This window comes from Asanoa iriomotensis (assembly GCF_016862515.1).
Lineage (GTDB): Bacteria > Actinomycetota > Actinomycetes > Mycobacteriales > Micromonosporaceae > Asanoa > Asanoa iriomotensis.
On sequence record NZ_BONC01000022.1, the window covers coordinates 70,174 to 94,038 of the forward strand.

26 protein-coding genes are annotated in these 23,865 nt (G+C 71.1%); 14 read left to right on the forward strand and 12 right to left on the reverse strand.

Translation table 11 applies throughout. The features are described 5' to 3' along the window. Positions 1–8: 8 nt before the first annotated feature. Positions 9–572: a ferritin-like domain-containing protein gene (locus Air01nite_RS17380; protein WP_203703529.1), complete on the reverse strand. Its 564-nt coding sequence runs from the start codon at positions 570–572 to the stop codon at positions 9–11. A gap of 184 nt (positions 573–756) precedes the next feature. Between Air01nite_RS17380 and Air01nite_RS17385 the strand changes: the two genes are divergently transcribed. From Air01nite_RS17385 to Air01nite_RS17405, 5 genes are all read left to right on the forward strand, one after another. Continuing rightward, a complete protein-coding gene (locus Air01nite_RS17385) occupies positions 757–1,077 on the forward strand; it encodes a putative quinol monooxygenase (RefSeq protein ID WP_203703531.1) in 321 nt (106 codons plus the stop codon). Continuing rightward, positions 1,074–2,036 carry an alpha/beta hydrolase gene (locus tag Air01nite_RS17390; RefSeq protein ID WP_203703532.1) on the forward strand — a complete coding sequence of 321 codons (963 nt, stop codon included), beginning with the start codon at positions 1,074–1,076 and terminating at the stop codon, positions 2,034–2,036. Before Air01nite_RS17385 ends, Air01nite_RS17390 begins: the two co-directional genes overlap by 4 nt. 293 nt (positions 2,037–2,329) lie before the next feature. Continuing rightward, a complete protein-coding gene (locus Air01nite_RS41155) occupies positions 2,330–2,818 on the forward strand; it encodes a class I SAM-dependent methyltransferase (protein WP_239090765.1) in 489 nt (162 codons plus the stop codon). Between the two features lie 16 nt (positions 2,819–2,834). Beyond that, on the forward strand, positions 2,835–3,230 hold the full coding sequence (locus Air01nite_RS17400; protein ID WP_203703536.1) for an ester cyclase: 396 nt from the start codon (positions 2,835–2,837) through the stop codon (positions 3,228–3,230). A 63-nt stretch (positions 3,231–3,293) separates the two neighbouring features. Further along, on the forward strand, positions 3,294–4,169 hold the full coding sequence (locus tag Air01nite_RS17405) for an AraC family transcriptional regulator (RefSeq protein ID WP_203703538.1): 876 nt from the start codon (positions 3,294–3,296) through the stop codon (positions 4,167–4,169). Here Air01nite_RS17405 and Air01nite_RS17410 read toward each other — a convergent pair. From Air01nite_RS17410 to Air01nite_RS17420, 3 genes are all read right to left on the reverse strand, one after another. Then, positions 4,090–5,175 carry an FUSC family protein gene (locus tag Air01nite_RS17410; protein ID WP_203703540.1) on the reverse strand — a complete coding sequence of 362 codons (1,086 nt, stop codon included), beginning with the start codon at positions 5,173–5,175 and terminating at the stop codon, positions 4,090–4,092. The two genes, Air01nite_RS17405 and Air01nite_RS17410, sit on opposite strands and share 80 nt — an antisense overlap. A gap of 217 nt (positions 5,176–5,392) precedes the next feature. Next, positions 5,393–5,878, reverse strand: coding sequence for a hypothetical protein (locus tag Air01nite_RS17415; protein ID WP_203703541.1), 486 nt, complete (start codon positions 5,876–5,878; stop codon positions 5,393–5,395). Positions 5,879–5,890: 12 nt separating this feature from the next. Then, the gene (locus tag Air01nite_RS17420; protein ID WP_203703543.1) at positions 5,891–6,496 is read right to left on the reverse strand and encodes a LysE family translocator; all 606 of its coding nucleotides are present in this window, start codon (positions 6,494–6,496) and stop codon (positions 5,891–5,893) included. 81 nt (positions 6,497–6,577) lie between these two features. Here Air01nite_RS17420 and Air01nite_RS17425 point away from each other — a divergent pair, with 81 nt between their 5' ends. The 4 genes from Air01nite_RS17425 to Air01nite_RS17440 all read left to right on the forward strand — a co-directional run bounded on the left by Air01nite_RS17425 (position 6,578) and on the right by Air01nite_RS17440 (position 10,763). Continuing rightward, positions 6,578–7,039 (forward strand): Lrp/AsnC family transcriptional regulator, encoded by a 462-nt coding sequence (locus Air01nite_RS17425; RefSeq protein WP_203703545.1) that lies wholly within the window; start codon positions 6,578–6,580, stop codon positions 7,037–7,039. A gap of 72 nt (positions 7,040–7,111) precedes the next feature. After that, positions 7,112–8,785 carry a glucose-6-phosphate isomerase gene (pgi, locus tag Air01nite_RS17430; protein ID WP_373310427.1) on the forward strand — a complete coding sequence of 558 codons (1,674 nt, stop codon included), beginning with the start codon at positions 7,112–7,114 and terminating at the stop codon, positions 8,783–8,785. 84 nt (positions 8,786–8,869) lie between these two features. Beyond that, complete coding sequence (zwf, locus tag Air01nite_RS17435) at positions 8,870–10,258, forward strand: glucose-6-phosphate dehydrogenase (RefSeq protein ID WP_203703547.1); 1,389 nt, start codon at positions 8,870–8,872, stop codon at positions 10,256–10,258. Between the two features lie 22 nt (positions 10,259–10,280). Continuing rightward, a complete protein-coding gene (locus Air01nite_RS17440; protein ID WP_203703549.1) occupies positions 10,281–10,763 on the forward strand; it encodes an inorganic diphosphatase in 483 nt (160 codons plus the stop codon). Positions 10,764–10,844: 81 nt separating this feature from the next. Here the strand turns inward: Air01nite_RS17440 and Air01nite_RS17445 are convergent, their stop codons facing one another. Further along, on the reverse strand, positions 10,845–11,597 hold the full coding sequence (locus Air01nite_RS17445; RefSeq protein WP_239090766.1) for a FadR/GntR family transcriptional regulator: 753 nt from the start codon (positions 11,595–11,597) through the stop codon (positions 10,845–10,847). A gap of 125 nt (positions 11,598–11,722) precedes the next feature. Between Air01nite_RS17445 and Air01nite_RS17450 the strand changes: the two genes are divergently transcribed. After that, the gene (locus Air01nite_RS17450) at positions 11,723–12,415 is read left to right on the forward strand and encodes a 4-carboxy-4-hydroxy-2-oxoadipate aldolase/oxaloacetate decarboxylase (protein ID WP_203703550.1); all 693 of its coding nucleotides are present in this window, start codon (positions 11,723–11,725) and stop codon (positions 12,413–12,415) included. Beyond that, on the forward strand, positions 12,412–13,470 hold the full coding sequence (locus tag Air01nite_RS17455) for an amidohydrolase family protein (protein WP_203703552.1): 1,059 nt from the start codon (positions 12,412–12,414) through the stop codon (positions 13,468–13,470). Before Air01nite_RS17450 ends, Air01nite_RS17455 begins: the two co-directional genes overlap by 4 nt. Before the next feature lie 126 nt (positions 13,471–13,596). Here the strand turns inward: Air01nite_RS17455 and Air01nite_RS17460 are convergent, their stop codons facing one another. From Air01nite_RS17460 to Air01nite_RS17470, 3 genes are read right to left on the reverse strand one after another with little or no spacing between them, the layout of a single operon-like run. Beyond that, positions 13,597–14,358 (reverse strand): 6-phosphogluconolactonase, encoded by a 762-nt coding sequence (locus Air01nite_RS17460; RefSeq protein WP_203703553.1) that lies wholly within the window; start codon positions 14,356–14,358, stop codon positions 13,597–13,599. Next, a complete protein-coding gene (locus Air01nite_RS17465; RefSeq protein WP_203703554.1) occupies positions 14,355–15,857 on the reverse strand; it encodes an ethanolamine ammonia-lyase reactivating factor EutA in 1,503 nt (500 codons plus the stop codon). The genes Air01nite_RS17460 and Air01nite_RS17465 overlap by 4 nt, the downstream gene beginning before the upstream one ends. After that, a complete protein-coding gene (locus Air01nite_RS17470) occupies positions 15,854–16,984 on the reverse strand; it encodes a cupin domain-containing protein (protein WP_203703555.1) in 1,131 nt (376 codons plus the stop codon). Before Air01nite_RS17470 ends, Air01nite_RS17465 begins: the two co-directional genes overlap by 4 nt. Before the next feature lie 116 nt (positions 16,985–17,100). Between Air01nite_RS17470 and Air01nite_RS17475 the strand changes: the two genes are divergently transcribed. Both Air01nite_RS17475 and Air01nite_RS17480 read left to right on the forward strand, forming a co-directional pair. Beyond that, complete coding sequence (locus Air01nite_RS17475) at positions 17,101–17,832, forward strand: FadR/GntR family transcriptional regulator (protein ID WP_239090767.1); 732 nt, start codon at positions 17,101–17,103, stop codon at positions 17,830–17,832. 60 nt (positions 17,833–17,892) lie between these two features. Further along, complete coding sequence (locus tag Air01nite_RS17480; protein ID WP_203703556.1) at positions 17,893–19,140, forward strand: NAD(P)/FAD-dependent oxidoreductase; 1,248 nt, start codon at positions 17,893–17,895, stop codon at positions 19,138–19,140. Between the two features lie 421 nt (positions 19,141–19,561). Here the strand turns inward: Air01nite_RS17480 and Air01nite_RS17485 are convergent, their stop codons facing one another. After that, on the reverse strand, positions 19,562–20,680 hold the full coding sequence (locus tag Air01nite_RS17485) for a zinc-dependent alcohol dehydrogenase (RefSeq protein ID WP_203703557.1): 1,119 nt from the start codon (positions 20,678–20,680) through the stop codon (positions 19,562–19,564). An 83-nt stretch (positions 20,681–20,763) separates the two neighbouring features. Here Air01nite_RS17485 and Air01nite_RS17490 point away from each other — a divergent pair, with 83 nt between their 5' ends. Further along, positions 20,764–21,702 carry a substrate-binding domain-containing protein gene (locus Air01nite_RS17490; RefSeq protein ID WP_203703559.1) on the forward strand — a complete coding sequence of 313 codons (939 nt, stop codon included), beginning with the start codon at positions 20,764–20,766 and terminating at the stop codon, positions 21,700–21,702. Here Air01nite_RS17490 and Air01nite_RS17495 read toward each other — a convergent pair. The 3 genes from Air01nite_RS17495 to Air01nite_RS17505 are packed head-to-tail and all read right to left on the reverse strand — an operon-like array spanning position 21,692 to position 23,864. Continuing rightward, on the reverse strand, positions 21,692–22,543 hold the full coding sequence (locus Air01nite_RS17495) for an alpha/beta fold hydrolase (RefSeq protein WP_203703561.1): 852 nt from the start codon (positions 22,541–22,543) through the stop codon (positions 21,692–21,694). The two genes, Air01nite_RS17490 and Air01nite_RS17495, sit on opposite strands and share 11 nt — an antisense overlap. A gap of 11 nt (positions 22,544–22,554) precedes the next feature. Beyond that, on the reverse strand, positions 22,555–23,385 hold the full coding sequence (locus tag Air01nite_RS17500) for a 3-methyl-2-oxobutanoate hydroxymethyltransferase (protein WP_203703562.1): 831 nt from the start codon (positions 23,383–23,385) through the stop codon (positions 22,555–22,557). Next, positions 23,382–23,864 carry a hypothetical protein gene (locus tag Air01nite_RS17505; protein WP_203703563.1) on the reverse strand — a complete coding sequence of 161 codons (483 nt, stop codon included), beginning with the start codon at positions 23,862–23,864 and terminating at the stop codon, positions 23,382–23,384. The genes Air01nite_RS17500 and Air01nite_RS17505 overlap by 4 nt, the downstream gene beginning before the upstream one ends. Position 23,865: the final 1 nt, after the last annotated feature.

Genomic DNA, 23,865 nt, shown 5'->3' on the forward strand with positions numbered 1-23,865 from the left:
GGGCCGGGCTAGAGATGCCCTGTCGCACTTGCAGCCTCCGCGCTGAGGCCGTCGGCCTGGTCCTCCTTGTTCGTGAGCAGCCGCTCCAGCAGGCCGCGGGTGGTGGGGTCGTCGTCCGCGAGCCAGCGCACCGCCTCTTGAAGGGTCTGCACGAGGATCCGGGCGCCCACGAGGTCCTGGGTCACGATGCCGGACAGGTCGGCGTCCGGGAACGCGCGGAAGCTGACCCTCGATCGGGCGGCGAGGTGCTCGGGGTCGTACTCGGCCGCGAAGCCCAACTGACCGACCCGGCCTGCGAGCAGCCGGGCGGCGGCGCGGTCGTCGTCGGCGCAGGCGCGCAGGAAGGCCGCGAGCGTCCCGTGTGACGGCGCCCGGACCACGGAGGCGTGCTGATCGAACTGCAGCGACGAGACGACCAGGGTGGCCAGCAGGGCGTTGAGCAGGTCCGCCACCGAGGTCAGCTCCGCGCGGTTCGACGGCGTGACCGGCCCGTCGTCCAGGTCGAAGAGGGCGCGGTCCCGCGCCTCACGCCGGCGCAGCATGGGCTGCTCGTGCCCCGGAAGCCTCGTCACGCGTCCGATCGTCCGCCGGGTCGCGCTGGCGCGGCATCTGTCAAATGACCTAACCCTTATTTCTTACGTCGTGGCTTAGGTCATTCCCCCGGATTCGGGCAGTCGAGTGACAGATGTGCGGCCGCCGCGCCGCATCGACAGTGGATCGAGATCGAGATCGCCCACTGTCGAAGGAGCTGACGAAATGCCCGTCGGACACGGATTCCACGCCACGATGACCGCTCTTCCCGGTAAGGGCGACGAGGTCGTCGACCTGTTGCTCCACGCACCGTCGCTGTCCAACCAGGACTGTGTCGTGTTCCTGGTCGGCCGCTCGGCCGCCGACCCCGACGTCGTACACGTCACCGAAGGGTGGGTCAGCCGGGAGGCGCACGGCGCCTTCTTCGACAGCGCGCCCGCCCAGTCGTTCGTCGCCAGGTTGCAGCCGCTGCTGACCGGCGAGGCGACGTACTCGGACGAGGTGCCGGTCGGCGGCAAGCCGGCGTTCACCGGACCACTGACATGACGACGCCGCGACCCGCCATCGACCCCGAGCTCCAGGCCCTGCTGGCCGGCACGCCGCTGCTGACCGAGCTGAGCGCCGAGCTGTTGCCGCAACTGCGGCAACTGGCGGCCACGCCGCTGGAGCCGCACCTCGCGACCCGCACGGTCGACCGCCAGGACGCCACCGCCACGGCCGCCGACGGCGCGCCCGTACCCCTGACGATCCTGCGCCCGTCTGCCGCTGCCGGTCCGGCGCCCTGCGTCTACTGGATCCACGGCGGCGGCATGATCATGGGTGACCGGTTCTCCCAGATCGACATCCCGCTGGAATGGCTCGACCGCTTCGGCGCCGTCGTCGTCACCGTCGACTACCGGCTGGCGCCGGAGGTCACCGGCACGACCATCGTCGACGACTGCTACCAGGGCCTGCGCTGGGTGGCGGAGCACGCCGCGGAGATCGACGTCGACCCGGCGCGCATCGTCGTGGCGGGCGCGAGCGCCGGCGGCGGTCTGGCGGCCGGCATCACCCTGCTGGCTCGGGACCGCGGCGGGCCGGCCGTCGCGGCGCAGGTGCTGATCTGCCCGATGCTCGACCACCGCAACGTCACCACGTCGAGCCACCAGTACGCCGGTGAGCCGGGTGTCTGGACCCGCGAGATGAACGAGTTCGCCTGGGCGTCGGTCCTGGGCGGGCACGGGGTGCCGGCCTACGTCTCCCCCGCGATCGCCGGCGACCTGTCGGGGCTCCCGACCACGTACGTCGACGCGGGCTCGGCCGAGGTCTTCCGCGGCGAGGACGTCACCTACGCGAGCCGCATCTGGGCCGCCGGCGGCCAGGCCGAGGTGCACGTCTGGGCCGGCGGCTTCCACGGCTTCGACGCCCTGCACCCGCAGGCACGGATCTCGGCCGCCGCACGCCGGGCCCGCACCGACTGGCTGGCCCGTGTCCTGGAGCCGGCGTCTACCTCGCAGCGTCGATGAAAGGACTGTCCATGTCATTCCTGCAGGAATTCCTCCGCAGTCCCTTCACCGTCGGCGCGGTCGCACCCAGCGGCGCGGCGCTCGCCCGAGCGACCACCGCCGTAGTGCCCCGGGCAGCCGAGCCCGTGACGCCCCGGGTGGGCAGGATCGCGGTCCCCGGGGCAGACGAGCCGGTGGTTTCGCAGGCCGGTGGGTCCGTTGGACACAAGGCCGGCAGGACCGCGGTCCCCGGGAGAGGCGAGCCCGTAACGTCCCGAGCCGGCGCGCTCGTGGTGCCGGGAACCGACGAGCCTGTGGTCGTCGAGCTTGGCGCCGGCACCGGCGCCTTCACCGGCCCGATCCAGCAACGCCTGGGCGGCCGGGGCCGGCACATCGCCGTCGAGATCAACGAACGGTTCGCGGTGCGGCTCGCTACCCGGTACCCCACCGTCGATGTCGCTCTGGCCGACGCCGCCGAACTCGAGGACATCCTCGCCGCCCGCGGGCTGTCCCACGCCGATGTGATCGTCAGCGGGCTGCCGTGGGCCGCGTTCGCCGAGAGCCAACAGCGCGACGTTCTGTCCGCCGCGGTCCGGTCCCTGGCACCGGACGGGGTGTTCACCACCTTCGCCTACGTCCACGCGCGGTGGGCGCCGCCGGCCCGCCGGCTGCGCGACGCCTTGGAGAACCGGTTCGACGAGGTCGTGCTCGGCCGGACCGTCTGGGCCAACCTGCCACCGGCGCTGGTCTACCACTGCCGGCGCCCGAACAAGCCCGTCCGGCACCTGCCGGCCGCCCGTTAGAGAGAAGGGGATAACCATGTCCGAGGAGAACAAGAATATCGTTCGCCGTTACTTCGAGGAGTTGGATCGCTGCAAGGCGACCCCGGAGGAGTGGTGCACGCCGGACTTCGCGTTCCACGCCGCCGGCTTTCCGACGATGGACCTGGCGGCGGTGAAGCAGTTCACCGACGGCTTCTTCGCCGGCATGGCCGACCTGCGGCACCCGCTGGAGGAGCTGATCGCCGAGGGTGACAAGGTCGCCCTGCGGTGCCGGTACGAGGGCACCCACACGGGCGAACTGCTGGGCGTGCCCGCCAGCGGGCAGACCGTGTGCGCGGTCGGCATCGGTGTCATGCGCATCGCCGACGGCAAGGTCGCCGAGTTCTGGGTCTCGCCGGACCGCGCCACCATCCTGCGGCAGATCGGCGCCTAAAGCTGATCACTGTGTGGCGCATCGGCCGCTGGGCCGATGCGCCACAGGTGGTTCAATCTCCGGATGTCCGTCGACGAGCTGCGGGACCTGCTGGCCCGCCACGCCCGGCCCGACCTGCGGACCGCCATCGACGGCGTGCAGATCATGCGGGCCGACCGGCCCTTTCCGCCCGCCCCGGCCACGTACGGCAAGGTGCTGGTCGTCATCGGCCAGGGCACCAAACGCTGCGGCCTCGGCGACCGGGTCTACGACTACGGGCCCGGGCAGTACCTGGTCGCTTCCGTCGAGCTGCCGGTGACCAGCCATTTCATCGAGGCCAGCCCGGACCGGCCGGGTCTGGGCGTCGGGATCGGCATCGACCCACGCGCGGTCGCCGACCTGCTGCTGGAGGCGCCGGGCACACCGAACGACCGGCCGGCTCCGGCGATCGCCGTGAGCACCGCGCCGGCCAGCCTGCTCGACGCCGTCGTCCGGCTGCTCCGCCTGCTCGACGAGCCCGCCGACCTGCCGGTGCTCGCCCCGCTGGTCACACGCGAGATCCTGTGGCGCCTGGTCACCGGCGAGCAGGGCGCGACCGTCCGCCAGCTCGGCCTGCCGGACAGCAGCATCAGCCACGTCGCCCGCACGGTCCGGTGGATCCGCGACCACTACGCCGAGAGCTTCCGGGTCGAGGACCTGGCCCAGCTCGCCGGCCTGAGCGTGTCCGCCCTGCACCGCAACTTCCAGGCGGTGACGTCGATGAGCCCGATCCAGTTCCAGAAGCAGATCCGGCTGCAACAGGCCCGCCTGCACCTGGCCGCCGACCCCACCGACATCGCCGGCGTCAGCCGCCGCGTCGGCTACGACAGCCCGTCCCAGTTCAGCCGCGACTACCGCCGCCAGTTCGGGGTCCCGCCGAGCCAGGACGCCGTCGGCCCAGCAGCGCGGCGAATGCCATGACGAGCACGCTGAGCCCCGCGCCGCACACCGTCCAGAGAACGCGGTAGCCGACCGCGCTGTTGTTCGACGACCGCGGGAGGTCCAACAGGATCAGGACCCCGGCCGCGACGGCGGCGCTGTAGAACGCGTAGTTCCAGAATCGAACGGCAATCCCGTGCATCAGCAGGACGAGCGCGACGATCTCCAGTGCGTGTTGGACCGCAACGCGGTGCAATCCCTGTTCGCTCGAGGGAATCAGCAGCAGCAATGCCGCCGCGCCGGCGCCGATCAGTGCGCCTGACAGGCGTTGCACGGCCACCAGCGTGGTCTGCGCGAGGCTTGTCTGCATCGCGGCCAGGGCCGCGATCGGCAGCCAGTATCCGTGCGAAAGGTCAAAGCCGAACGCGATGGCGACGGCACCCCCGATGACCACCGCGCGGACGGTGGCGAACAGCACCACGGGTCGCGTCAGCTTTCGCCCGGTGGTGTCGCCGGGCATCGCGGGGAACGGCTGCGGCCTTTTCTCGCGTCCCAGCATGAGCCATCCGGCGAACGTCACCGCGATCCACAGAGCCGAACCACCGAGCCAGGAGACCACCTGAGCCCAGATGTGGCTCGTCACGTTCGGCTGTTGGTCGAGACTGAATCCCAACCCGAGGCCGATGATGAACCAGACGTTCAGCAGCGTCCCGGCTACGTACCGGTGCACGCCGAAGACAACCGCCAATCCGGCGAGCAGCGTGACGGCGAACGCGACGACGGTCAGCAAGCCCCAGCCGCTCCCGCTGACACCGAACGCCAATGCGGTGACGCCGGCGCCGATCAACGAAAATAGGCCGAGATGCGACGCGCGGTACCCGAAACGGCCGCCCGGGTCGGCCAATCCCGCGAAGAGCGAGCCGAACACCGCGGTGAGCAGATACTCCTCGTGACCGATCGACAGGAAAACGACCAGCGGCACCAGCACGACGTCCAGGAACAGCACGCCCTGCGCCCAGTAGATCATGCCAGGGTTGAGCGCGAACACCTTTGACAGCCAATGGCCAAGCTCCCCTGTCCGAACGCGAGGTTGCTCTCGGGCACCTGCCACGCACACAACGTAACCGCCCAGCTTCCACCGGCCGGGGGATCCGACGGCGACACGCTCGCGGATAGTCAAACGGGTGTGCAGGCCCCGGGTCGAACGGGGCGTTGGCTTGCCGGAGATCGGCGACCCCGACGCGGGCAACGCCTCGGCGGATCTCCTACGGGGTGGGACACGGTGACTGACACTTCCGGTAGACGAACCGGTCGTTGGCGTCGGGGTCTCCGATGTAGAAGGTCAGCACGGTCTCCGTGCTGTCCTGCTCCGACCGCATCTGCAGGCCGGTACTCGACGGGCGACCGGCGAGCTCCCGCACGTGCAGCTCGACCGAGACCTCCGGGCCCGACGGTGCTCCCAGCGGCGGCGACAGCGCCCACCAACCCGAGGCCGGCAGCGGATCGGTCTCCGGGTCGAACCCGGGCGGCAACACACCCTCGAACGAGGGAAGCTCGTGATAGGGCAGGTTGGTCGCGGTGAACCCACCACCCGCTTCGAAGACGATCACCGAACCGGCGACATCCTGCCAACTGCCGGTGAGCGCGGCCTCGGTCATCTCGACCCGTTCTGCCGCTCGCGACGCCCCGCCCGCGAAGCAGCCGGCGAGCACCGCGGCGCTGAGCGCGAGCGCCAACCAGGAGCGTCCCATTCCGCCGCCAGCCTAGGCGATCCGTTCGACGAGCAGGGCCGCGCCGACGACGAACATCGCGGCGCCGGAGATGCGGACGACCAGCCGCGCCGTCGCCGGGCGGCCGCGCAGGGCCGTCCGGGCCACCGAGCCGACGCCGAGATAGAACACCGTGCAGGTCGCCGTGAACACCAGGCCGAGCAACGCGAGCTGCCCGGCCACGGGCCAACTACCGTGCCGGTCCGCGAACTGCGGCAGAAGGGCGACGAACAGCAACAGGCCCTTGGGGTTCAGCGCGCTGACCCCGATGCCACGCAGCAGGACGTTGCCGCGGACGGCGGTGTCCGCGGCGGGCGCAGAGGACCGCCGGATCGCCGTCGTCGCCCCGTGCCACATCAGATAGCAGCCGCCCACGACCGTGAGGGCGGTCAGCACAGCCGGTGAGGCGGCCACCGTCGCCCCGACGCCGAGCGCGACCGCACCCGTCAACATCCCGTAGCCGATCGTGAGGCCGCCGACCGCGGGCACGACCGACCGGCCGCTGCCACCGACGCTCAACGTGAACGCCCAGTCCGGGCCCGGCACGACGATCAGCAGGAGGGCGACGGCCCAGAAGGCGACGATCGTCTGTGCGGCCATGCCGGCAAACTATCGCCGACCGTACACACAATGGTTCCAAGCTCTTCCGGCCCAGGTCACGATCCTGGAAGAATCTTCGCGATGGACGCGATCGACCGGAAGATCCTTGCTCTGTTGCAGATGGACGGCCGCCTGACCGTGACCGAGCTGGCCACCCGCGTCGGGCTGAGCGTCTCGCCCTGCCACCGCCGGCTGCGCGAGTTGGAACGCACCGGCGTCATCCGCGGCTACCGCGCGCTCGTCGACCCCACCGCGGTCGGCCTCACGTTTCAGGCGCTCGTCTTCGTCACCATGCGGCAGGAGGACCGCGCGACCCTGCTGGGCTTCGAGGCCGCCGTCGCCGCCGTGCCGCAGGTCGTCCAGGCCCAGCGCCTGTTCGGCGACCCGGACTACCTGCTGCGCGTCGTCACCGCCGACCTCGCGGCGTACCAGCGGCTGGAGGACGACGTCCTGTCCGCCCTGCCCGGCGTGCAGCGGCTGAACTCCACACTGGTCATGAAGCAGGTCGTCGACGACCGGCCGCTGCCCCACCCGCGCGGCTAGCGCGATCTACCTCACGCACGACCCACGACGAATCGCGCCCGGCGGCCGGGGCACCCCGGTACCATCTGGCACTTGGACCAGGACCTCCCTGAGCCGAGCCAACCGATCGGGGCGACCATGCCGACCACGCCGCGCAGCGACCTACCTTCCTGGCAGGCACTCGCGACCCACCACGCGGAGATCAGCGGCCGGCACCTGCGGGACCTGTTCGCCGACGATCCGGGTCGGGGCGAGCGGCTGACCGCGGAGGCCGCGGGCCTCTACCTCGACTACTCGAAGAACCGGATCACCGACGAGACGGTACGGCTGCTGCTGGGGCTGGCCCGCGAGTGCGAGCTGGAACAGCGCCGCGACCTGATGTTCTCGGGTGCCCGCGTCAACACCTCCGAGCACCGGTCCGTGCTGCACGTGGCACTGCGCATGCCGAAGGGCAGCACGCTGGTCGTCGACGGGGTCGATGTGGTGGCGCAGGTGCACGAGGTGCTCGACCGGATGGCGGCGTTCGCGCAGCGGATCCGGTCCGGCGAGTGGCGCGGCCACACCGGTAAGCGCATCCGCACCATCGTCAACGTCGGCATCGGCGGCTCGGACCTCGGCCCGGTGATGGCGTACGAGGCGCTGCGCCACTACACCGACCGCGACCTGACGTTCCGGTTCGTGTCCAACGTGGACTCCACCGACTTCGTCGAGGCGACCCGGGACCTGTCGGCCGACGAGACCCTGTTCGTCATCTCGTCCAAGACGTTCGGCACGCTGGAGACGCTGACCAACGCCCACTCCGCCCGCGACTGGGTGATCGGGCAGCTCGGCGACGAGGCGGCGATCGCCAAGCACTTCGTCGCGGTGTCCACCAACGCGCAGCGCGTCGCGGAGTTCGGCATCGACACGGCCAACATGTTCGGGTTCTGGGACTGGGTCGGCGGCCGCTACTCGATGGACTCGGCGATCGGGCTGTCCACAATGGTGGCCATCGGCCCGGAGCGGTTCGGGGAGCTGCTGGCCGGGTTCCACGAGATGGACGAGCACTTCCGCACGGCACCGCTGGAGGAGAACCTGCCGGCGCTGATGGGCCTGCTCACCGTGTGGTACGTCAACTTCTTCGGCGCGCAGAGCATCGGCGTGATGCCGTACGAGCAATATCTGAAAAGGTTTCCGGCCTATCTGCAACAGCTCACGATGGAGTCCAACGGCAAGCACGTCACCCGCGACGGGGATCCCATCGGGTACGACACCGGCCCGGTCTACTGGGGTGAGCCCGGCACCAACGGCCAGCACAGCTTCTATCAGCTCATCCACCAGGGCACCCGGCTCATCCCGGTCGATCTGATCGGCTTCGGGCAGACCCTCAACCCGCTGGGCGACCACCACGACCTCCTGATGTCCAATGTCTTCGCCCAGGCGCAGGCGCTGGCGTTCGGCAAGACCGAGGCGGAGGTCCGCGCCGAGGGCACGGCCGACGACGTGGTGCCGCACCGCGTGATGGAGGGCAACCGGCCGACCAACGTGCTGCTCGCCGACCGGCTCACGCCCCGGCTGCTCGGCGCCCTCGTGGCGCTCTACGAGCACAGCGTGTTCACCCAGGGGACGATCTGGGACATCGACTCGTTCGACCAGTGGGGCGTCGAGCTCGGGAAGGCCCTGGCCGCCAAGATCATCCCGGAGCTGACCAGCGGCCCCGAGCCGGAGCTGGGCCACGACTCGTCCACCAACGCGCTGATCCGCCGCTACCGGGGCATGCGAGGCTGACCTTCGTCGCCGAACTGCCGCCGTGAGCGGGCCGGCGGCGCGAGAATGGGATGACTCGGCCTTCGGCGACGGGGGGGATGGCGCGTGGTCATCGCAGCGGAGCGGTGGGCGGCCGACGCCCTGGTGTTCTTCGGCGCCACCGGCGACCTCGCGTACAAGCAGATCTTTCCTGCCCTGGCCGGTCTCGTCTCCCACAGCAAGCTCGACCTGCCGGTGATCGGGGTGGCCAAGAGCGGTTGGGACCGCACGCAGTTGGTGCAGCGGGCCCAGGAGAGCCTGGCTGCGGCCGGCATCACCGACGCGGACACGGTGCGGCGGCTCGGCGACAAGCTCCGCTACGTGGACGGCGACTACGCCGACCCCGCCACGTTCGAGGCGCTCCGCACCGAGCTGGGTTCGGCCAAGGCGCCCCTGTTCTATCTCGCCATCCCACCGGCGCTGTTCGGGACGGTGGTGACGGCGCTGGGCGATTCGAGCTGTGCGCGGGACGGCCGCGTCGTCGTGGAGAAGCCGTTCGGCCACGACCTGGCCTCGGCGCGCGAGCTGAACGCGGTGCTGCACAAGGTCTTCGCCGAGGACGCGATCTACCGCATCGACCATTTCCTCGGCAAGGAGGCCGTGCTCGGCCTGCTGTACTTCCGCTTCGCCAACGCGCTGCTCGAACCGTTCTGGAACCGGCACTACATCGACTCGGTGCAGATCACGATGGCGGAGGATTTCGGGGTCGCGGGGCGGGGCGCGTTCTACGACCAGACCGGCACGGTGCGCGACGTGGTGCAGAACCACCTGCTCCAGGTGCTGAGCCTGTTAGCGATGGAACCACCTGCCGGGTACGGCCACGAGGACGTACGCGACGAGAAGATCAAGGTGTTCCGGGCCATCCCGCCTCTGCGCCGGCACGACGTGGTCCGGGGCCAGTTCGCCGGCTACCTCGACGAGAAGGGCGTCGCGGCCGGATCCACGGTGGAGACGTTCGTGGCCCTGCGCGCCCACGTCGACACCTGGCGGTGGGCCGGCGTGCCGTTCTTCATCCGGGCCGGCAAGAAGCTGCCCGTGACGGCCACCGAGGTGCTGATCCGCCTGCGCCGGCCGCCGGCGACGCTGGCCGCCACGGACCGCCACCACCCGCCCAACTACGTGCGGTTCCGGCTGAGCCCGGAGGGCATGATCTCGATGGGCGTCACCGTCCGCAAGCCGGGCCAGACGATGAGCGGCACCGACGTCGAACTGGCGGCGCTGGACCGGCCCGCGGAGGCCGACATGCCGCCGTACGAACGGCTTCTGGGCGATGCCCTGGCCGGCGACGCCATGCTGTTCGCCACGGAGGCCGGCGTGGAGGCGGCGTGGGCGGTCGTCGACCCGGTGCTGGAGGACCAGACCGCGCCCCTGCCCTACCGTCCCGGGACCTGGGGGCCGGAACCGGCACAGAGCCTCATGGCCAGCCACGACGGATGGCACGACCCCGCGCGGTAACGTCGGCTGGGGAGGTCACCGAATGGACTTCGACATGATCGTCGAGATTCCCGCCGGATCTCGCAACAAGTACGAGATGGACCAGCGGCTCGGCCGGATCCGGCTCGACCGCACGCTGTTCACCGCCACGGCCTATCCGGCCGACTACGGCTTCGTACCCGACACGCTCGCGGAGGACGGCGACCCGCTCGACGCCATGGTGCTGCTCGACGCGCCGACCTTCCCGGGCTGCCAGATCCGGGTCCGGCCGGTGGCGGTGTTCTGGATGCGCGACGAGCGTGGCCCGGACGCGAAGGTCCTTTGTGTCCCGGCGGGCGACCAGCGCTACGACCACATCACCGACCTGCCGGACCTCGGACAGTTCCTGCAGGCGGAAATCGGCCATTTCTTCGACGTCTACAAACAGCTGGAACCCGGCAAGGAATCCGAGGTACGTGGCTGGCAACCGCGCGCCGAAGCCGAGGCCACCATCCGCGACGCGTTCGCCCGCGGTGCGCGGCAGTAGCGCGGATGGACGCTGGATGGTTGCTGCCGTGTGGAGATGGGCCGGCTGCGGCCGGGGTCCTAGCGTCCTGACCGACGGACGCTAGGACGAACGGCGTACGCGGTCGGCCGTGCGCTTCAGGTGTTTGCTCATGATGGCGGTCGCCTTGTCGGCGTCGCGGGCGGCGATGGCGTCGATGAAGGCCGCGTGCTCCTGTGCGCCGCGGTGGCCCATCAGCGGGGCCGCCACCTTCGCCTCCGACAGGGACATCAGCAGCGGGCCGTGGAACGACTGGACCAGCATCTCGATCGCCGGGTTGTGGGTGCAGGCCGCCACTCGGGCGTGGAAGTCAGCCGACATCGACATGTCGTACTCCCCGCGGTCCAGGGCCGCCTGGTGAACCTTGACCATCTCGCGCAGGGCGGCGATGTCCTCGTCGGTGGCGCGGTCGACCAGCAGCGGGATGATGCCCAGCTCGAAGACCTGGCGCGCCTCCGTCACGTCCGCCGCCGTCAGGGGTGAGAGGTTGAGCAGGTCGGCCAGGCCCTCGCCGATCTGCTGCGACGTCGGCGACGTGACGAACGCGCCGCCGCGGGCGCCGACCCGGATGTCGACCAGGCCGTTGGCCTCGAGGACCCGCAGCGCCTCGCGGACCGTGACCCGGCTCACGCCGAACCGCTCGCACAGCTCACGCTCGCTCGGCAGGCGGTCACCTGGGCGCAGCCGGCCCTGCCTCAGCAGCAGCTTGATCTGGTCGACGATGACGTGGGACACCCGATTGAGCGAGACGGCCTTGAACATGTCGGCGTCGTCGCCGACGCGAGCGGCGGGCGGCGGAGTCTTGGCGGCTGCCATCGGCTCTTCCCTCGGGACAGTGGGGACTAAAGAAATGATGTCATACCACTCTACCAAACGCCGCTACTGCGGGTTACAGTTGCGATCCAAGTGATAAATGTTAGACCATTTAACCCTGGAGTGACATGGCGGTCGTCGTACGTACCATCCGCCGCGCCGACCGGTCCGCTGTGGACGCGCTCGCCGGGTTCGGCGTGGCCACCATCCACGAGGCGCAGGGACGCACCGGTCTGCTCGACGTGCGGCTGCGGCCGATCTTCCCGGGCGCGCGGCTGTGCGGCACCGCCGTGACCGTGAGCGTACCGCCGGGCGATAACTGGATGATCCATGTAGCGATGGAACAGTGCCGCGACGGCGACGTCCTCGTGGTCGCGCCCACCTCGCCGTCGGACGCCGGCTACTTCGGCGACCTGCTCGCCACGTCGGCGGCGGCCCGCGGCGTGCGCGGTCTCGTCATCGACGCGGGCTGCCGCGACGTGGCCGACCTGACGGGGATGGGCTTCCCGGTCTGGACCCGCTGGGTCTCGGCCACCGGCACGGTGAAGGAGACGCTCGGCGACGTCAACGTCCCGGTCGTCTGCGCGGGCCAGCTCGTGACACCGGGCGACGTGATCGCCGCGGACGACGACGGCGTGGTGGTCGTGCCGCGGGCGACCGTCGCGGACGTGGTCGCGGCGTCGGCGGCCCGCGAGGAGAAGGAGGCCGCGTCGCGGGCCCGCTACCGGGCCGGAGAGCTGAGCCTCGACGTCAACGACATGCGCGACCGCCTGGCCCGCAAGGGTCTGCGCTACATCGACCAGGAGCCGGACGCGGAATGATCATCGACTGCCACGGTCACTACACGACCGCGCCGGGCGCCCATCAGGCCTACCGCGACGCGCTCTTCGGCGGCGAGCGGCCCACGCCGGCACGGATCGGCGACGACGAGATCCGCGAAACCATCGCGGGTACGCAGGGCCGGCTGCTCCACGAACGCGGCACCGACCTGATGGTCTTTTCGCCACAGGCCTCCGCCATGGGGCACGACACGACCGACCAGGCCGTCGCGTCCGTCTGGGCGCGCGCCTGCAACGACCTGCTGCACCGCGTCGTCGCGCTCCACCCGACCCGGTTCGCGGGCGCCTGCCAGCTTCCGCAGACGCCGGCCAGTGGCCTTGACGAGTCGGTCCGCGAGCTGCGCCGGTGCGTCGAGGAGCTCGGCTTCGTGGCCTGCAACCTCAACCCGGACCCGTCCGGCGGGCACTGGTCCGGAAAGCCGCTGACGGACCGGTTCTGGTATCCGCTGTACGAGGCGCTGGTGGAGCTTGACGTCCCGGCGATGGTGCACGTCTCGGCGTCGTGCAACCCCAACGCGCACACGTTGGGCGCCCACTACCTCAACGCCGACACTGCCGCCTTCATGCAGCTCGTCCAAGGCGACCTGTTCCGGGACTTCCCCACCCTGCGCCTGGTGATCCCGCACGGCGGTGGCGCGGTGCCGTACCACTGGGGGCGCTTCCGCGGCCTGGCCGACCGGCTCGGGCGGCCGCCGCTGGCCGAGCACGTGATGCGCAACGTCTACTTCGACACGTGCGTCTACCACCAGGCCGGCATCGACCTGCTCTATCGGGTCGTCGATGTCGACAACATCCTGTTCGCGTCGGAGCTGCACGGCGCCGTCCGCGGCGTGGACCCGGAGACCGGGCACGCGTGGGACGACACCCGGCGCTACGTCGACAACGTCCGTCTGTCCGAGGAGGACCGGGCGAAGACGTTCGAGGGCAACGCCTGCCGGGTCTACCCGCGGCTCGCAGCCCGGTTGACGGCGGTCGCGACGATCGACGAGCCCGGGACAACGCCCGCCCGGTCTACCCGCGTCCCACCGGCCGGCTAACCGCGGTCGCGAAGACCGACGAGCCCGCGACAACGCCCGCCCGGTCTACCCGCGTCCCACCGCCCGGCTAACCGCGGTCGCGAAGACCGACGAGCCCGCGACAACGCCCGCCGGGTCTACCCGCGGCTAGCGGCGGTTGCCAAGGTCGACGAGCCCGGCTGAGTCCGGGTCCAGGAACAGCGTCGCGTGAGCCGCGCGGCGCAGGATCGTGGCTGGGCATGCAGGCGAGATGTCGGCCGTCAGGCTGTCCCGGACTGCGTGGGCCTTGCGCGCCTCGGGCACGACGACCTGCACCCGGGAGGCCGCCAACAGCGCCGGGATCGTCAACGAGATCGCCGAGCGGGGCACGTCGTCCGCGGTCGCGAAGTGGCCCTCGCCGACCTGCTGGGCGATCGACGCGTCGGTCAGCGTCACCTGCCGCACCCACCGGTCGTCGTCGAAATCGGCGTCATGCGGCTCGTTGAAGGCCAGATGGCCGTTCTCGCCGATGCCCATGCACGTCAGGTCGATCGGCGCGGCGCGCAGCAGGTGTTCGTATCGGTCGCACTCGTCCGCCGCTATTGCGTCACCGTCGATGTAGTGCACGGCCCGCGGCCGGAACGGAGCCGCGACGTGGTCGCGGATCCAGCGCCGGAACGAGGCCGGGTGGTCCGGACCGATGCCGATGTACTCGTCCATGTGGAAGACGGTCACGGCGGACCACGGGATCTCCTCGGCTGCCAGCCGCCGCACGAACGCAAGCTGCGAGTTCCCGGTGGCCATGACGACCCGGGCGGCGCCGGTGCGCGCCACCGCCGATCGCAGGGCCGTCGCGGTGAACGCCGCCGCGGCCCGCGCCAGCTCCGCCTCGCTCGCCGCGACCCGCACGGCCGGATACTCGCCGGTCACCGCGGGGGTGCTGCCGGATCGGGCGGGCCGAAGACCAGCGACTTGATCGTCACCGGGACGGTGCCGGACGGTTGGCGGACCCGGCCGAGGTCGACGTAGTCGAAGTCCCGCAACAGCACCCCGTCGAGGACAACCAGATCATTGGGTATGCCCAACTCGTCGCGAAGGATCAGTCCGAGCGTGCGGGCTACATCGCTGTCGAGTACCAGGTAGAACGGTCGATCCGCGTGCGCGGTCAGACCTTTCACCACGGCCTCGGCGAGAGCGCGCAGCCGTGGGTACTCCGGCGGGCCCGACCAGGGCAGCGCGAGCGCGAACTCGCCGGCGCCGAAGCGGTCCACGTGCCGGGCGATCTCCGCACCCACCGACACCGCGTCGACGTCGTCGGCCAGGTCGTAGGCCGGCTGCACGACGGGCAGGTTCCGCCTCGGCAGGGTCCGTTCCGGCGCGCTGATGTAACTGGTGATCCCGCTGAGCTGCACCGAATATTGCGACGCGCCCAGCACCGTCGCCCGGATCCGTTCCGCCGACGGCAGCACCGGCGCCGGCAGCTCGCCGCGCTCGGCCGCGGCCCGCAACTCGCGGCCCAACGGCCGGCCGAGGTCGCCGAAGTCGCGGGTCTCCACACCGGACACGTACTCGGAGACACCGCCGGAGAACATCACGCCGTCGAGCCCGGCGAGGTCCCCGATCGGCTCGGTCAGCCACAGCCGCGTTGCCTCCGATGTGGACTCGCCACGCAGGACGGCGCCTAGCTCGCCCGCCATCACCCGCGCGATGTCGGTCAGAACCGGCTCGGCGATCGCGCCGCCCAGCGACAGCGTGTGCCCCGCCCGGGCCGCGTGCCGTTGGCCGCCCGGCTCCAGCCGGGTCACCACCCCACCGTCGGCGGCGACGAGGCGCCCGCCGACGTGGAAGGCCGCCGTCGACACGATCCGGCCGCGTTCGACGAGCGAGAGCTTCGTCGTCCCCCCGCCGATGTCCACGTTGAGGATCCGCGAACCGGCCGCGTGGGACGCCCGCACCGCGCCGGACCCGTACGCGGCGAGCATCGCCTCCATGTGGTGCCCGGCGGACGCGCAGACGAGGTCGCCCGCGCGCTCGCTGATCACCTCGGCGATCGCCGCCGCGTTCCGGCGCCGCAACGCCTCACCCGTGAGGATCACGACGCCGGTGTCGACGTCGTCCGGGGTGCTCCGCGCGCCCGCGTACGCGTCGTCGAGGATCCGCCCCAGCGCGACCGCGTCGATCAGCGTGCCGTCGGTGTAGGGGGTGAACCGCACGCCCGACTCGAACAGCGTCTCGCTGCGTACGACGACGTAGCGGCTCGTCAGGTCCTCGCCGAGGCGGCGCAGGTGGAGCCGCGAGAACGCCACCTGCGTGCCGGAGGACCCGATGTCGATGCCGACGCTGTGCAGGACGATGTTGTCCTGCTGCCAGAGCGGGTTCTCCTCGAGCGGGAGCTCCGGACCGTCGTCGTGCTCGTCGTCGACCGTCACGACAAGGGCGGCAGATCTTCGAGCTCGGCGGCGTACGCGTCGTTCATGGCTGGTGTGAGGCCCTTCTCGGCCAGCGCCTTGGCGAACGTCTCGCGCACGATCGGCGCCTCGTCGGCGTAGTCGATCTGGTCACCGCCGATGCGCCGGCTGATCCACGCCTTCGGCACGCCCTGCTCGTTGCGGATCGACACGCCCTCGTGCTTGAAGGCGAGGTAGCGGGCCGGGGTGTCGCCGGTGTTGAAGTGCTGGTGGTACCACATGTTCGGCGGCACGATCAGGGTGCCGGGCTGCCAGTCGTAGCGCCGTGGCTGCTCGCCCTCGGGCCACATCAGGCTGAAGCCCTGCCCGCTGAGGATGATCACGTGGGCGCCCGGACCGTGCCGGTGACCCTTCTTGTACGTCGCCACCGGGAACTGGGAGATGTGGCTGTTCATCGAGCCCTTGGCCATCATGAACCGGATGTGGCCGCCGCCCGCGCCGCGTTCCTTGGCCTGGTTGAGCCCGAGGCTGACCGCGTCCGCGACGAAGTTGGTGCGCAGCAGCAGGCCCTCGCGGTCGTCCTTGTCGGCGAAGTAGTCCGGCTCGCCGGCGAACCGGCCGACGAAGTCGTGCGCGGTGCCGAAGACGAACTCCGGCTCGTCGTAGAGGTTGATGACCGGCGGCATGTTGGTCGACGCCACGAACCGCGCCGCGGTCGTGCCGGAGCCGTTGAAGTGCTGGTGCCAGGCGTTGAGCGGGATCGCGAACAGCGAGCCCGGCCCCCACTCGAAGCTGACCTTGGCACCGGCGTCGTTCCAGACGGTCGTCGACCCGTTGCCGGCCAGCACGAGGATCATCTCCTCGAACAGCTGGCGCTGCGGTGCGAGCTTGCCGCCGGCCGGGATCTCCGCGACGTAGCAGTCGTTGGAGGTGCGCGACGCCTCGTGGTTGATGAACACGCCGCGGCCGCCGCGCCGCTCCCAGGGCCGGAGCTCGACCGTGTTGAGGTCGGGGACGTACTGGGCCGAGATGATGTCGAGTCCCTCGGAACGCACCCAACGGACGTAGGGCGAATCCTTCTCCCGCTCGAACTTTTTCGCCATGCTCTCCGAGACGAGTGCGTCCTTGGCCACGGACTCCCCTTCCACGCAGTTGGCGTAATGGTATTACCAAAGTAAGGGATGTCAAGCGCGTGGTGCCCCACCGACCGGCGCCGGATCCCCTACCATCGATCGATTGGGTACTCGCCTGAGGAGAGTGGAGCGTGGCGACAACCGAGGAAGTCGGCACCATGTTCAGCCGCGTCAACGTCGACCGCGTTTCCCTGGTCATCGTCGACCAGATCAAGGGGCTGATCCGCGAGGGCAAGCTACGTCCGGGCGACCGCCTACCGACCGAGCGTGAGCTGTGTCAGCGCTTCGGCGTCAGCCGGGTGCCGGTGCGCGAGGCACTGCGGGTGCTCGAGGCCACCGGGCTCGCCACCGTCCGGGTCGGCGCGCGCGGCGGCGGCTACCTGACCTCGCCGACCGCGGAGCGGCTCGGCGAGGGCCTGTCCGACCTGCTCAGCCTCTCCCCGCTGACGGCCGCGAACGTCACCGAGGCGCGCATGATCGTGGAGCTCGGCATCCTCCCCCTGGTCGTCGAGCGCGCCACCGCCGACGACATCACCGAGCTGTACGACCTCATCGAGGCCGGCGGCACGGCGCTGCAGGACGGCACGTACACCATGGAGATGTCGGCCGCCTTCCACATCCGGGTCGCCGACAGCGCCCACAACCCGGCGATCAGCATGCTCGTGCGGGGCTTCCACGGCCCGCTGCTGATGTCGCTCGAGAAGGCCATGGAGATCGCGCCCGCGATGGGCCGGCTGGGCATCGACGAGCACCTGAAGCTGGTCGACGCCATCCGGTTCCGGGACCTGGCAGCGGCGGAGACGGTCCTGCGGGAGCACCTGCACCGGACCGCGCGTCGCGTCGAACACACTCGTTTGGACTAACCAATAGCTCATTTGCTACTCTCGCTGGGCGGGTCACGCCGATCCGTCCAGGAGGGGCACATGGGCACGCTCATCGTCGGTGCGGGGCAGGCCGGCGTGCAGGTCGCGGCCTCATTGCGCGAGAACGGCTACACCGCGCCGATCACGCTGCTGGGTGCCGAGCCGCACCCGCCGTACGAACGGCCGCCGCTGTCGAAGCAGTTCGCCGGCCCGCTCGACATCGAGCGGCTGCGGCTGCGCGCGCCGAGTTTCTACGCCGACGCCGACATCGACCTCGTGACGTCGCAGCGGGTCACCCACGTGCGGCTGCCCGACGGCACGGGCCGGACCGGCGTCGCCACGACGGAGGCCGGGCTGCGGGTCGGCTTCGACACGCTCGTGCTGGCCGTAGGCGGGCGGCCGCGGGCGCTGGCGGTGCCGGGCGTCGACCTTGCCGGCGTCGGCTACCTCCGCGGCCTCGACGAGGCGGTCCGGCTGCGCGAGCAGGCTGCCGGGGTTGCGCGGGTCGTCGTCGTGGGCGGCGGTTTCGTCGGCCTGGAGGTCGCCGCGGGCCTGCGCAAGCTGGGCAAGGACGTCACGGTCGTAGAGACGGCCGACCGCCTGCTCGCCCGTGCGGTCGCTCCGGTCGTCTCGGAGTTCTACCGCGCGGCACACGAACGCCGCGGCGTCCGGGTCGTGCTCGGTGCGCGCGTCACGGCTTTCACGGGTGCCGGCTCGGTGACAGGTGTACGCCTCGCGGACGGCCGGGTCATCCCCGCCGACCTGGTCCTCGTCGGCATCGGCATGGAGCCACGCACGGAGCTGGCCACGACCCTGGGCCTCGCCTGCGCGGGCGGCGGCGTCCTGGTCGACGCGCAGGGCCGCACGAGCCACCCCGCCGTGTACGCGGTCGGCGACTGCACGGCGTTCCCCAACGCCGACGGCGGCTACGTCCGCGTCGAGTCGGTGCAGAACGCGCTCGCCAAGGCCCGCGCGACCGCCCGCGCGATCGCCGGCCGGGAGCCGCAGCCCGAGCCGGTGCCGTGGTTCTGGTCCGACCAGGACGACATCAAGCTGCAGATCGCGGGCATCGGCACGGGCTACGACACGCTGATCGTCCGCGGCGACCCGGAACGGGAGCGGTTTTCCGTGCTGTACCTGGGCGGCGGCGAACTGCTGGCGGTCGACGCGGTGAACTCGCCCCGCGACTACCTGGTGGTGCGCAAGGCCCTCGCGACCCGGACGACCGTCGACCCGACCCTGGCCGCCGACGCGGATGTCGACCTGCGCAGAGCCCTCGGCTCGTTCACCGCGTCCGCAGCGCGCTGAATCGTCAGGTCGGACAACAGGACCCCAGCCAAGACGGCTGTCGACATCGCAGTGACCGCGACACCGCCGGCACGCACCGACTCGCCACGCCGGCCACACACCGAACCAGACCAGGCCGCCAACAACACCCCAGCCCACACGCCGACCAACACCGCACTGCGCCCGGCACCGCCGGCACGCATTGACCCGCCACGCTAGCCACACAACGAATCAGGCCAGGGCCGGCAACAGCTCCTCAGCCCACACGTCGATCGACATCGCACTCACGCCGCGCCACCGGCACGCACCAAAAGTCGGCCACGCCGCCACATACCGAACCAGACCAGGGCTGCCAACAGCACCCCATTTCATACGCGGTCGACACCAGACTGGCCCCGACGCAACCCGGCTGGACCGACTTGCGGCGCCGCGACGCACCGAGTTAGCTCAGGTCGGGCATCAGCGAGATGTGGATGGCGTCCTCGTCCGTCTCGCCCGCCAGTACGCGGATCGCGTGGTCGACCTGGTCGAGGCCGTAGCGGTGGGTCGCGAGCCTCTCCAGCGGGAACCGCCGCGACGCGAGCTGTTCCAACGCCAGCTCGCACGCCCGGTAGGAGTGGCCGCGGGCGCTCTTGATGGTGATCGCCTTCTCGGTGAGCAGCTTGACCGGGAAGTCGGGGAACGCGGCGAGCTCGCCCTGGATCAGCAGGACGCCCTCGCGCCGCTTGAGCACCTGGATGCCGAGCAGCACGGGCGCGGTGCCGGCACGCGACGTGCAGTCGAGCACGAAGTCGACCCCGCGACCTCCGGTGATCTCCCGCACGCGTTCCAGCGGATCCTCCGAGACGACGTCGACGACGTGGTCGGCGCCGAGCTCGCGGGCCAGGTCGAGCCGCGGCTTGTCGCGGGTGGTGCCGGTGACGATGATCTGGGCCGCACCGGCCTGTTTCGCGGCGACCACCTGGGAAAGGCCCTGCTGCCCCGGCCCCTGGATCAGCACGGTGCTGCTGTAGCCGACGCCCGCGGCGAGCAGCGCCCACTCGATCCCGTTGGACAGCGGCGTCACCAGGCCGGCCAGCTCCGGCGTGACGCCGGCGGGGACCTTGTGCAGGACCGCGTTCCAGGGCAGGTACATGTAGTCGGCGAAGCCGCCCCAGAACGTGCCCGGGTTCGCGGCCGAGGTGTAGCCGTAGCGCCGGGCGTCCGGGTTCGTGCGCCAGTCGGTCGCCTCGCAGTGCCGGTACTCGCCGATCCGGCACCACTCGCAGTGAAAACAGCCGACGTAGTGCTCGACGAAGACGCGGTCGCCCTCGCGCAGGTTGTGCCGGCGTTGGAAGGCGCGGCCCGCCCGGGCGATCACGCCGACGTTCTCGTGGCCCATGATGACCGGGCCGTGGATCATGCTCGGCGGGTTGGCGTAGATCTTCACGTCGGTGCCGCAGATGCCGGCGACCTCCACCCGCATCAGCGCCGAGTCGTCGTCGAGCTCGGGCAGCGGAAGCTCCCGCATCTCGGTCCTACCCGCCGCGACCCGCACCGCCGCACGCACCAGCTCGGGCATGACCACAACTCCTCAATAGATAAAATGGTCAGCCCAATATACCCTAGGCGCAGTCATACGACCGATCAGGAGGCATGCGGGCAATGGCGCAGCTGCTGGTGACCGTCACGCGTACCCAGGGAAACAACCGGGCATTGAAGTCCGGCGCGGTCTCACCCGCCGGCTACCCGCTGACCTTCAACGAGGTGCCGGTCCTGGTCGACGCGTTCCGCCGGATGGTCCGCGAGCGGGCGTACGACGTCAGCGAGATGGCCCTGACCACCTACCTGTGCGCCCGCGCGCACGGCGTCGCCTTCACCGCGCTGCCGGTCTTCCTGGTCCGCGGCTTCCACCACGGCGCGATCGTGGTGCGGGCCGACGGCGAGATCACCAAGCCCGGCCAGCTCGCGGGCCGCCGGGTCGGCGTCAACCGGGGCTACACCGTCACCACCGGCGTGTGGGCCCGTGCGATCCTCGCCCTCGAACACGGGCTCGACCTCGACTCGGTGACCTGGGTGCCCTCCGGCGACGAGCACGTGCAGGCCTACCGCCCGCCCGCGAACGTCGTGCCCGCCGACCCGGGCCGGACGCTCGCCCAACTGCTGCGCGACGGCGACGTGGACGCGGTGATCGGCACCCCGGTCGACGGCCCCGACGTCGTGCCGCTGATCCCCGCCCCGGAGGAGGCGGGGTTCGCCGCCCTGCACGGTCGCGGCCTCTACCCGATCAACCACCTCGTGGTCGTCCGCGACGACGTGCTCGCCGCCAACCCGGGCGTCGCGGCGGCGGTGTTCGAGGCCTTCGCCGAGTCCAAGCGCCGCTACGTCGCCGGCCTGCGGCTGGGCGCGGTCAACGACGCGACCGACCGGATGTACGCACGGGTCATGGCCGAGACCGGCGCGGACCCGCTGCCGTACGGCATCGAGCCCAACCGCCGGATCCTGGAGCTGCTCGTCGATCAGGCCGTCGCACAGCACATCCTGCGCGAACCGGTCGACGTCGACGCGATGTTCGCGCCGTCCACCGTGGACCTCACCGGATAGCGCGGAGGAACTCCACGATGCGGGCCGGCGCCGACGACTCGGTCTGCTCGGCCACCGGCACGTCCCAAAAGTCGTTGACCGGCAGGCACTCCTGCAGATACCGGGCCGCCGACGGCGCGTGCGAGGTGTCCTGGCCGGGCACGATCAGCGCCGGCACGTCGAGGGCGAGCAGGTCCTCGGGCTCCGGCCCGGGCACGGTGTCCCGGTCGAAGAGCAGCCGCGCGGTCCCGGAGACGATCGCGGCATAGCGGGCCGGGTCGACCGCGGCGTAGGCATCGGCGAACGCGGCGTCGTGTCGCAGGGGCGCCGCCCACGGACCGACCCGGGCGTCCTTGCTGAAGCCGTCCGAAGTGGACCGGGCCAGCGCGACGACGGCGCCCAGACCGTGCGCGGCGGCGAACGCGAGATGGGTGACGAACCGCTCGTGCTGCTTCATCCGGTAGCGCACGCCGCCGGCTGGCGAGTAAAGCACCATGCTGCGCACCCGCCCGGGATGGGCGACGGCCGTCGCCGCCACGGTCGAACACCCGACGCAGCCGCCCATCAGGTGAGCGGACTCGATCCGCAAATGGTCGAGCAGCCCCACCGCCTGGGCGACGTAGGACGCCCACGTGAGCCGCTCGACCCGGCCGCCGGACCCGCCGGACTCCCGCCGGTCGAACCGGACGCAGGTGTACTCCTTGCTCAGGTGCGCGACCAGGTTGAGCCGGCGGTAGACGCCGACGGTCTCCCACGCCTCCAGGTGCGAGTCGAAGCCGCCGGGCGAGAACATCAGCAGGGCCGGGCCGGTGCCGGTGACCTCGTAGCGGGTGGTGATGCCGTCGATGACCGCGGTGGGCATGAGCGAGGTTCCTATTCGGACGGTGGTACGGGGATCCCGCCGCGGATCTGGCGGCCGGCGCGCACGTCGGCGGCGTACGCGCGCAGTGCCTCGTAGCTGATCCGGGCGACGTTGGCGTAGGTGTCGGGCTCCTTGTCGACGTTCGTGGCCGCGTACCCGATGGCGGCGGTGGCCATCCGGATGCGCCCGTCGAGCCACGGCCCGCCGCCGAAACCGCCGAGGACCGGCACGTCGACGGCCGCCACGACGGCTGGGCCGACGACCGACCCCGAGTTGGTGAAGTTGAGCAGGGAAGCGCCCGCCGCGACCAGCTCCCGCGCCTGCTCCACCAGCTCCCGCGTCATCGCGGCGGGCACCTGCGCGCCGGCCGCCGCGCGGTAGCTGACCCCGTGCCGCAGCGCGGTCTGCGGGGTCAGGCCGAACTGGGCGAAGACCGGGATCCCGGCCCGCGCGATGGCCCGCACCGCCTCCGGGAAGTCGGGCGCGCCGTCGACCTTCACGAGGTCGACACCGGCCTCCTTCACGAGGCGCACCGCGGCGCGCACCGCGCTGTCGACGCCCTCCTGCAAAGGCCCGTACGGGAAGTCGCAACTGAGCAGCGCCCGGCTGACACCGCGCCGCACGGCCTTCGCGACCACCAGGAGCTCGTCGAGCGTCACCTCGAACGGGCTCGCGTGGCCCCACAGGTTGACGCCGACGGTGTCGCCGACCGAGACGATGTCCGCGCCGGCCCGGTCCGCGATCCGCGCCATCTGGTAGTCCCAGGCCACGACGCACACGCTCTTGCGCCCGTCGGCCTTCATCGCCTGGACGTCGGCCAGGCTCACCCGTTCGCCACTCATGCCCGGATCGCCCGCAGCAGCTCGACCAGGTCCTCGACGTCGGCGGGGACCATCAGCACCCGGGCGTACGGCCGCAGCGCCGCGAGCGCGTCGCGGGTCTCGTCGTCGTCGAGCACCAGGCCGGCGGTCATCACGCCGCGGACGGTGCAGGACGCGCCGATCGTGGCGGCGGCCGAAGCGCCATCGGCGGTGCCGGCGACCATCACGACCGCGTCGACGCCGTCCAGTTCCGGTGCCAGCGGCACGGACTCGCCGGAACCCACCCGTTCGAGGTGCAACCCGTCGGGCGACCCGAGCAGGTAGAACCGCGAGTGGTGCCAGGCGTGCCCGGCGACGGCCCGCACGGCGGACGCGGCGACGTCGTCGAGGGCGACGACCCGGGTCGCGCGGGACGGCACGAGCGGGTAGCCGATCCGGAACCGCGCCTCGGCGGCCGTGGCCGCGCGGGCGCAGCTGTTGAGCAGGACGGGGCGGGCCATC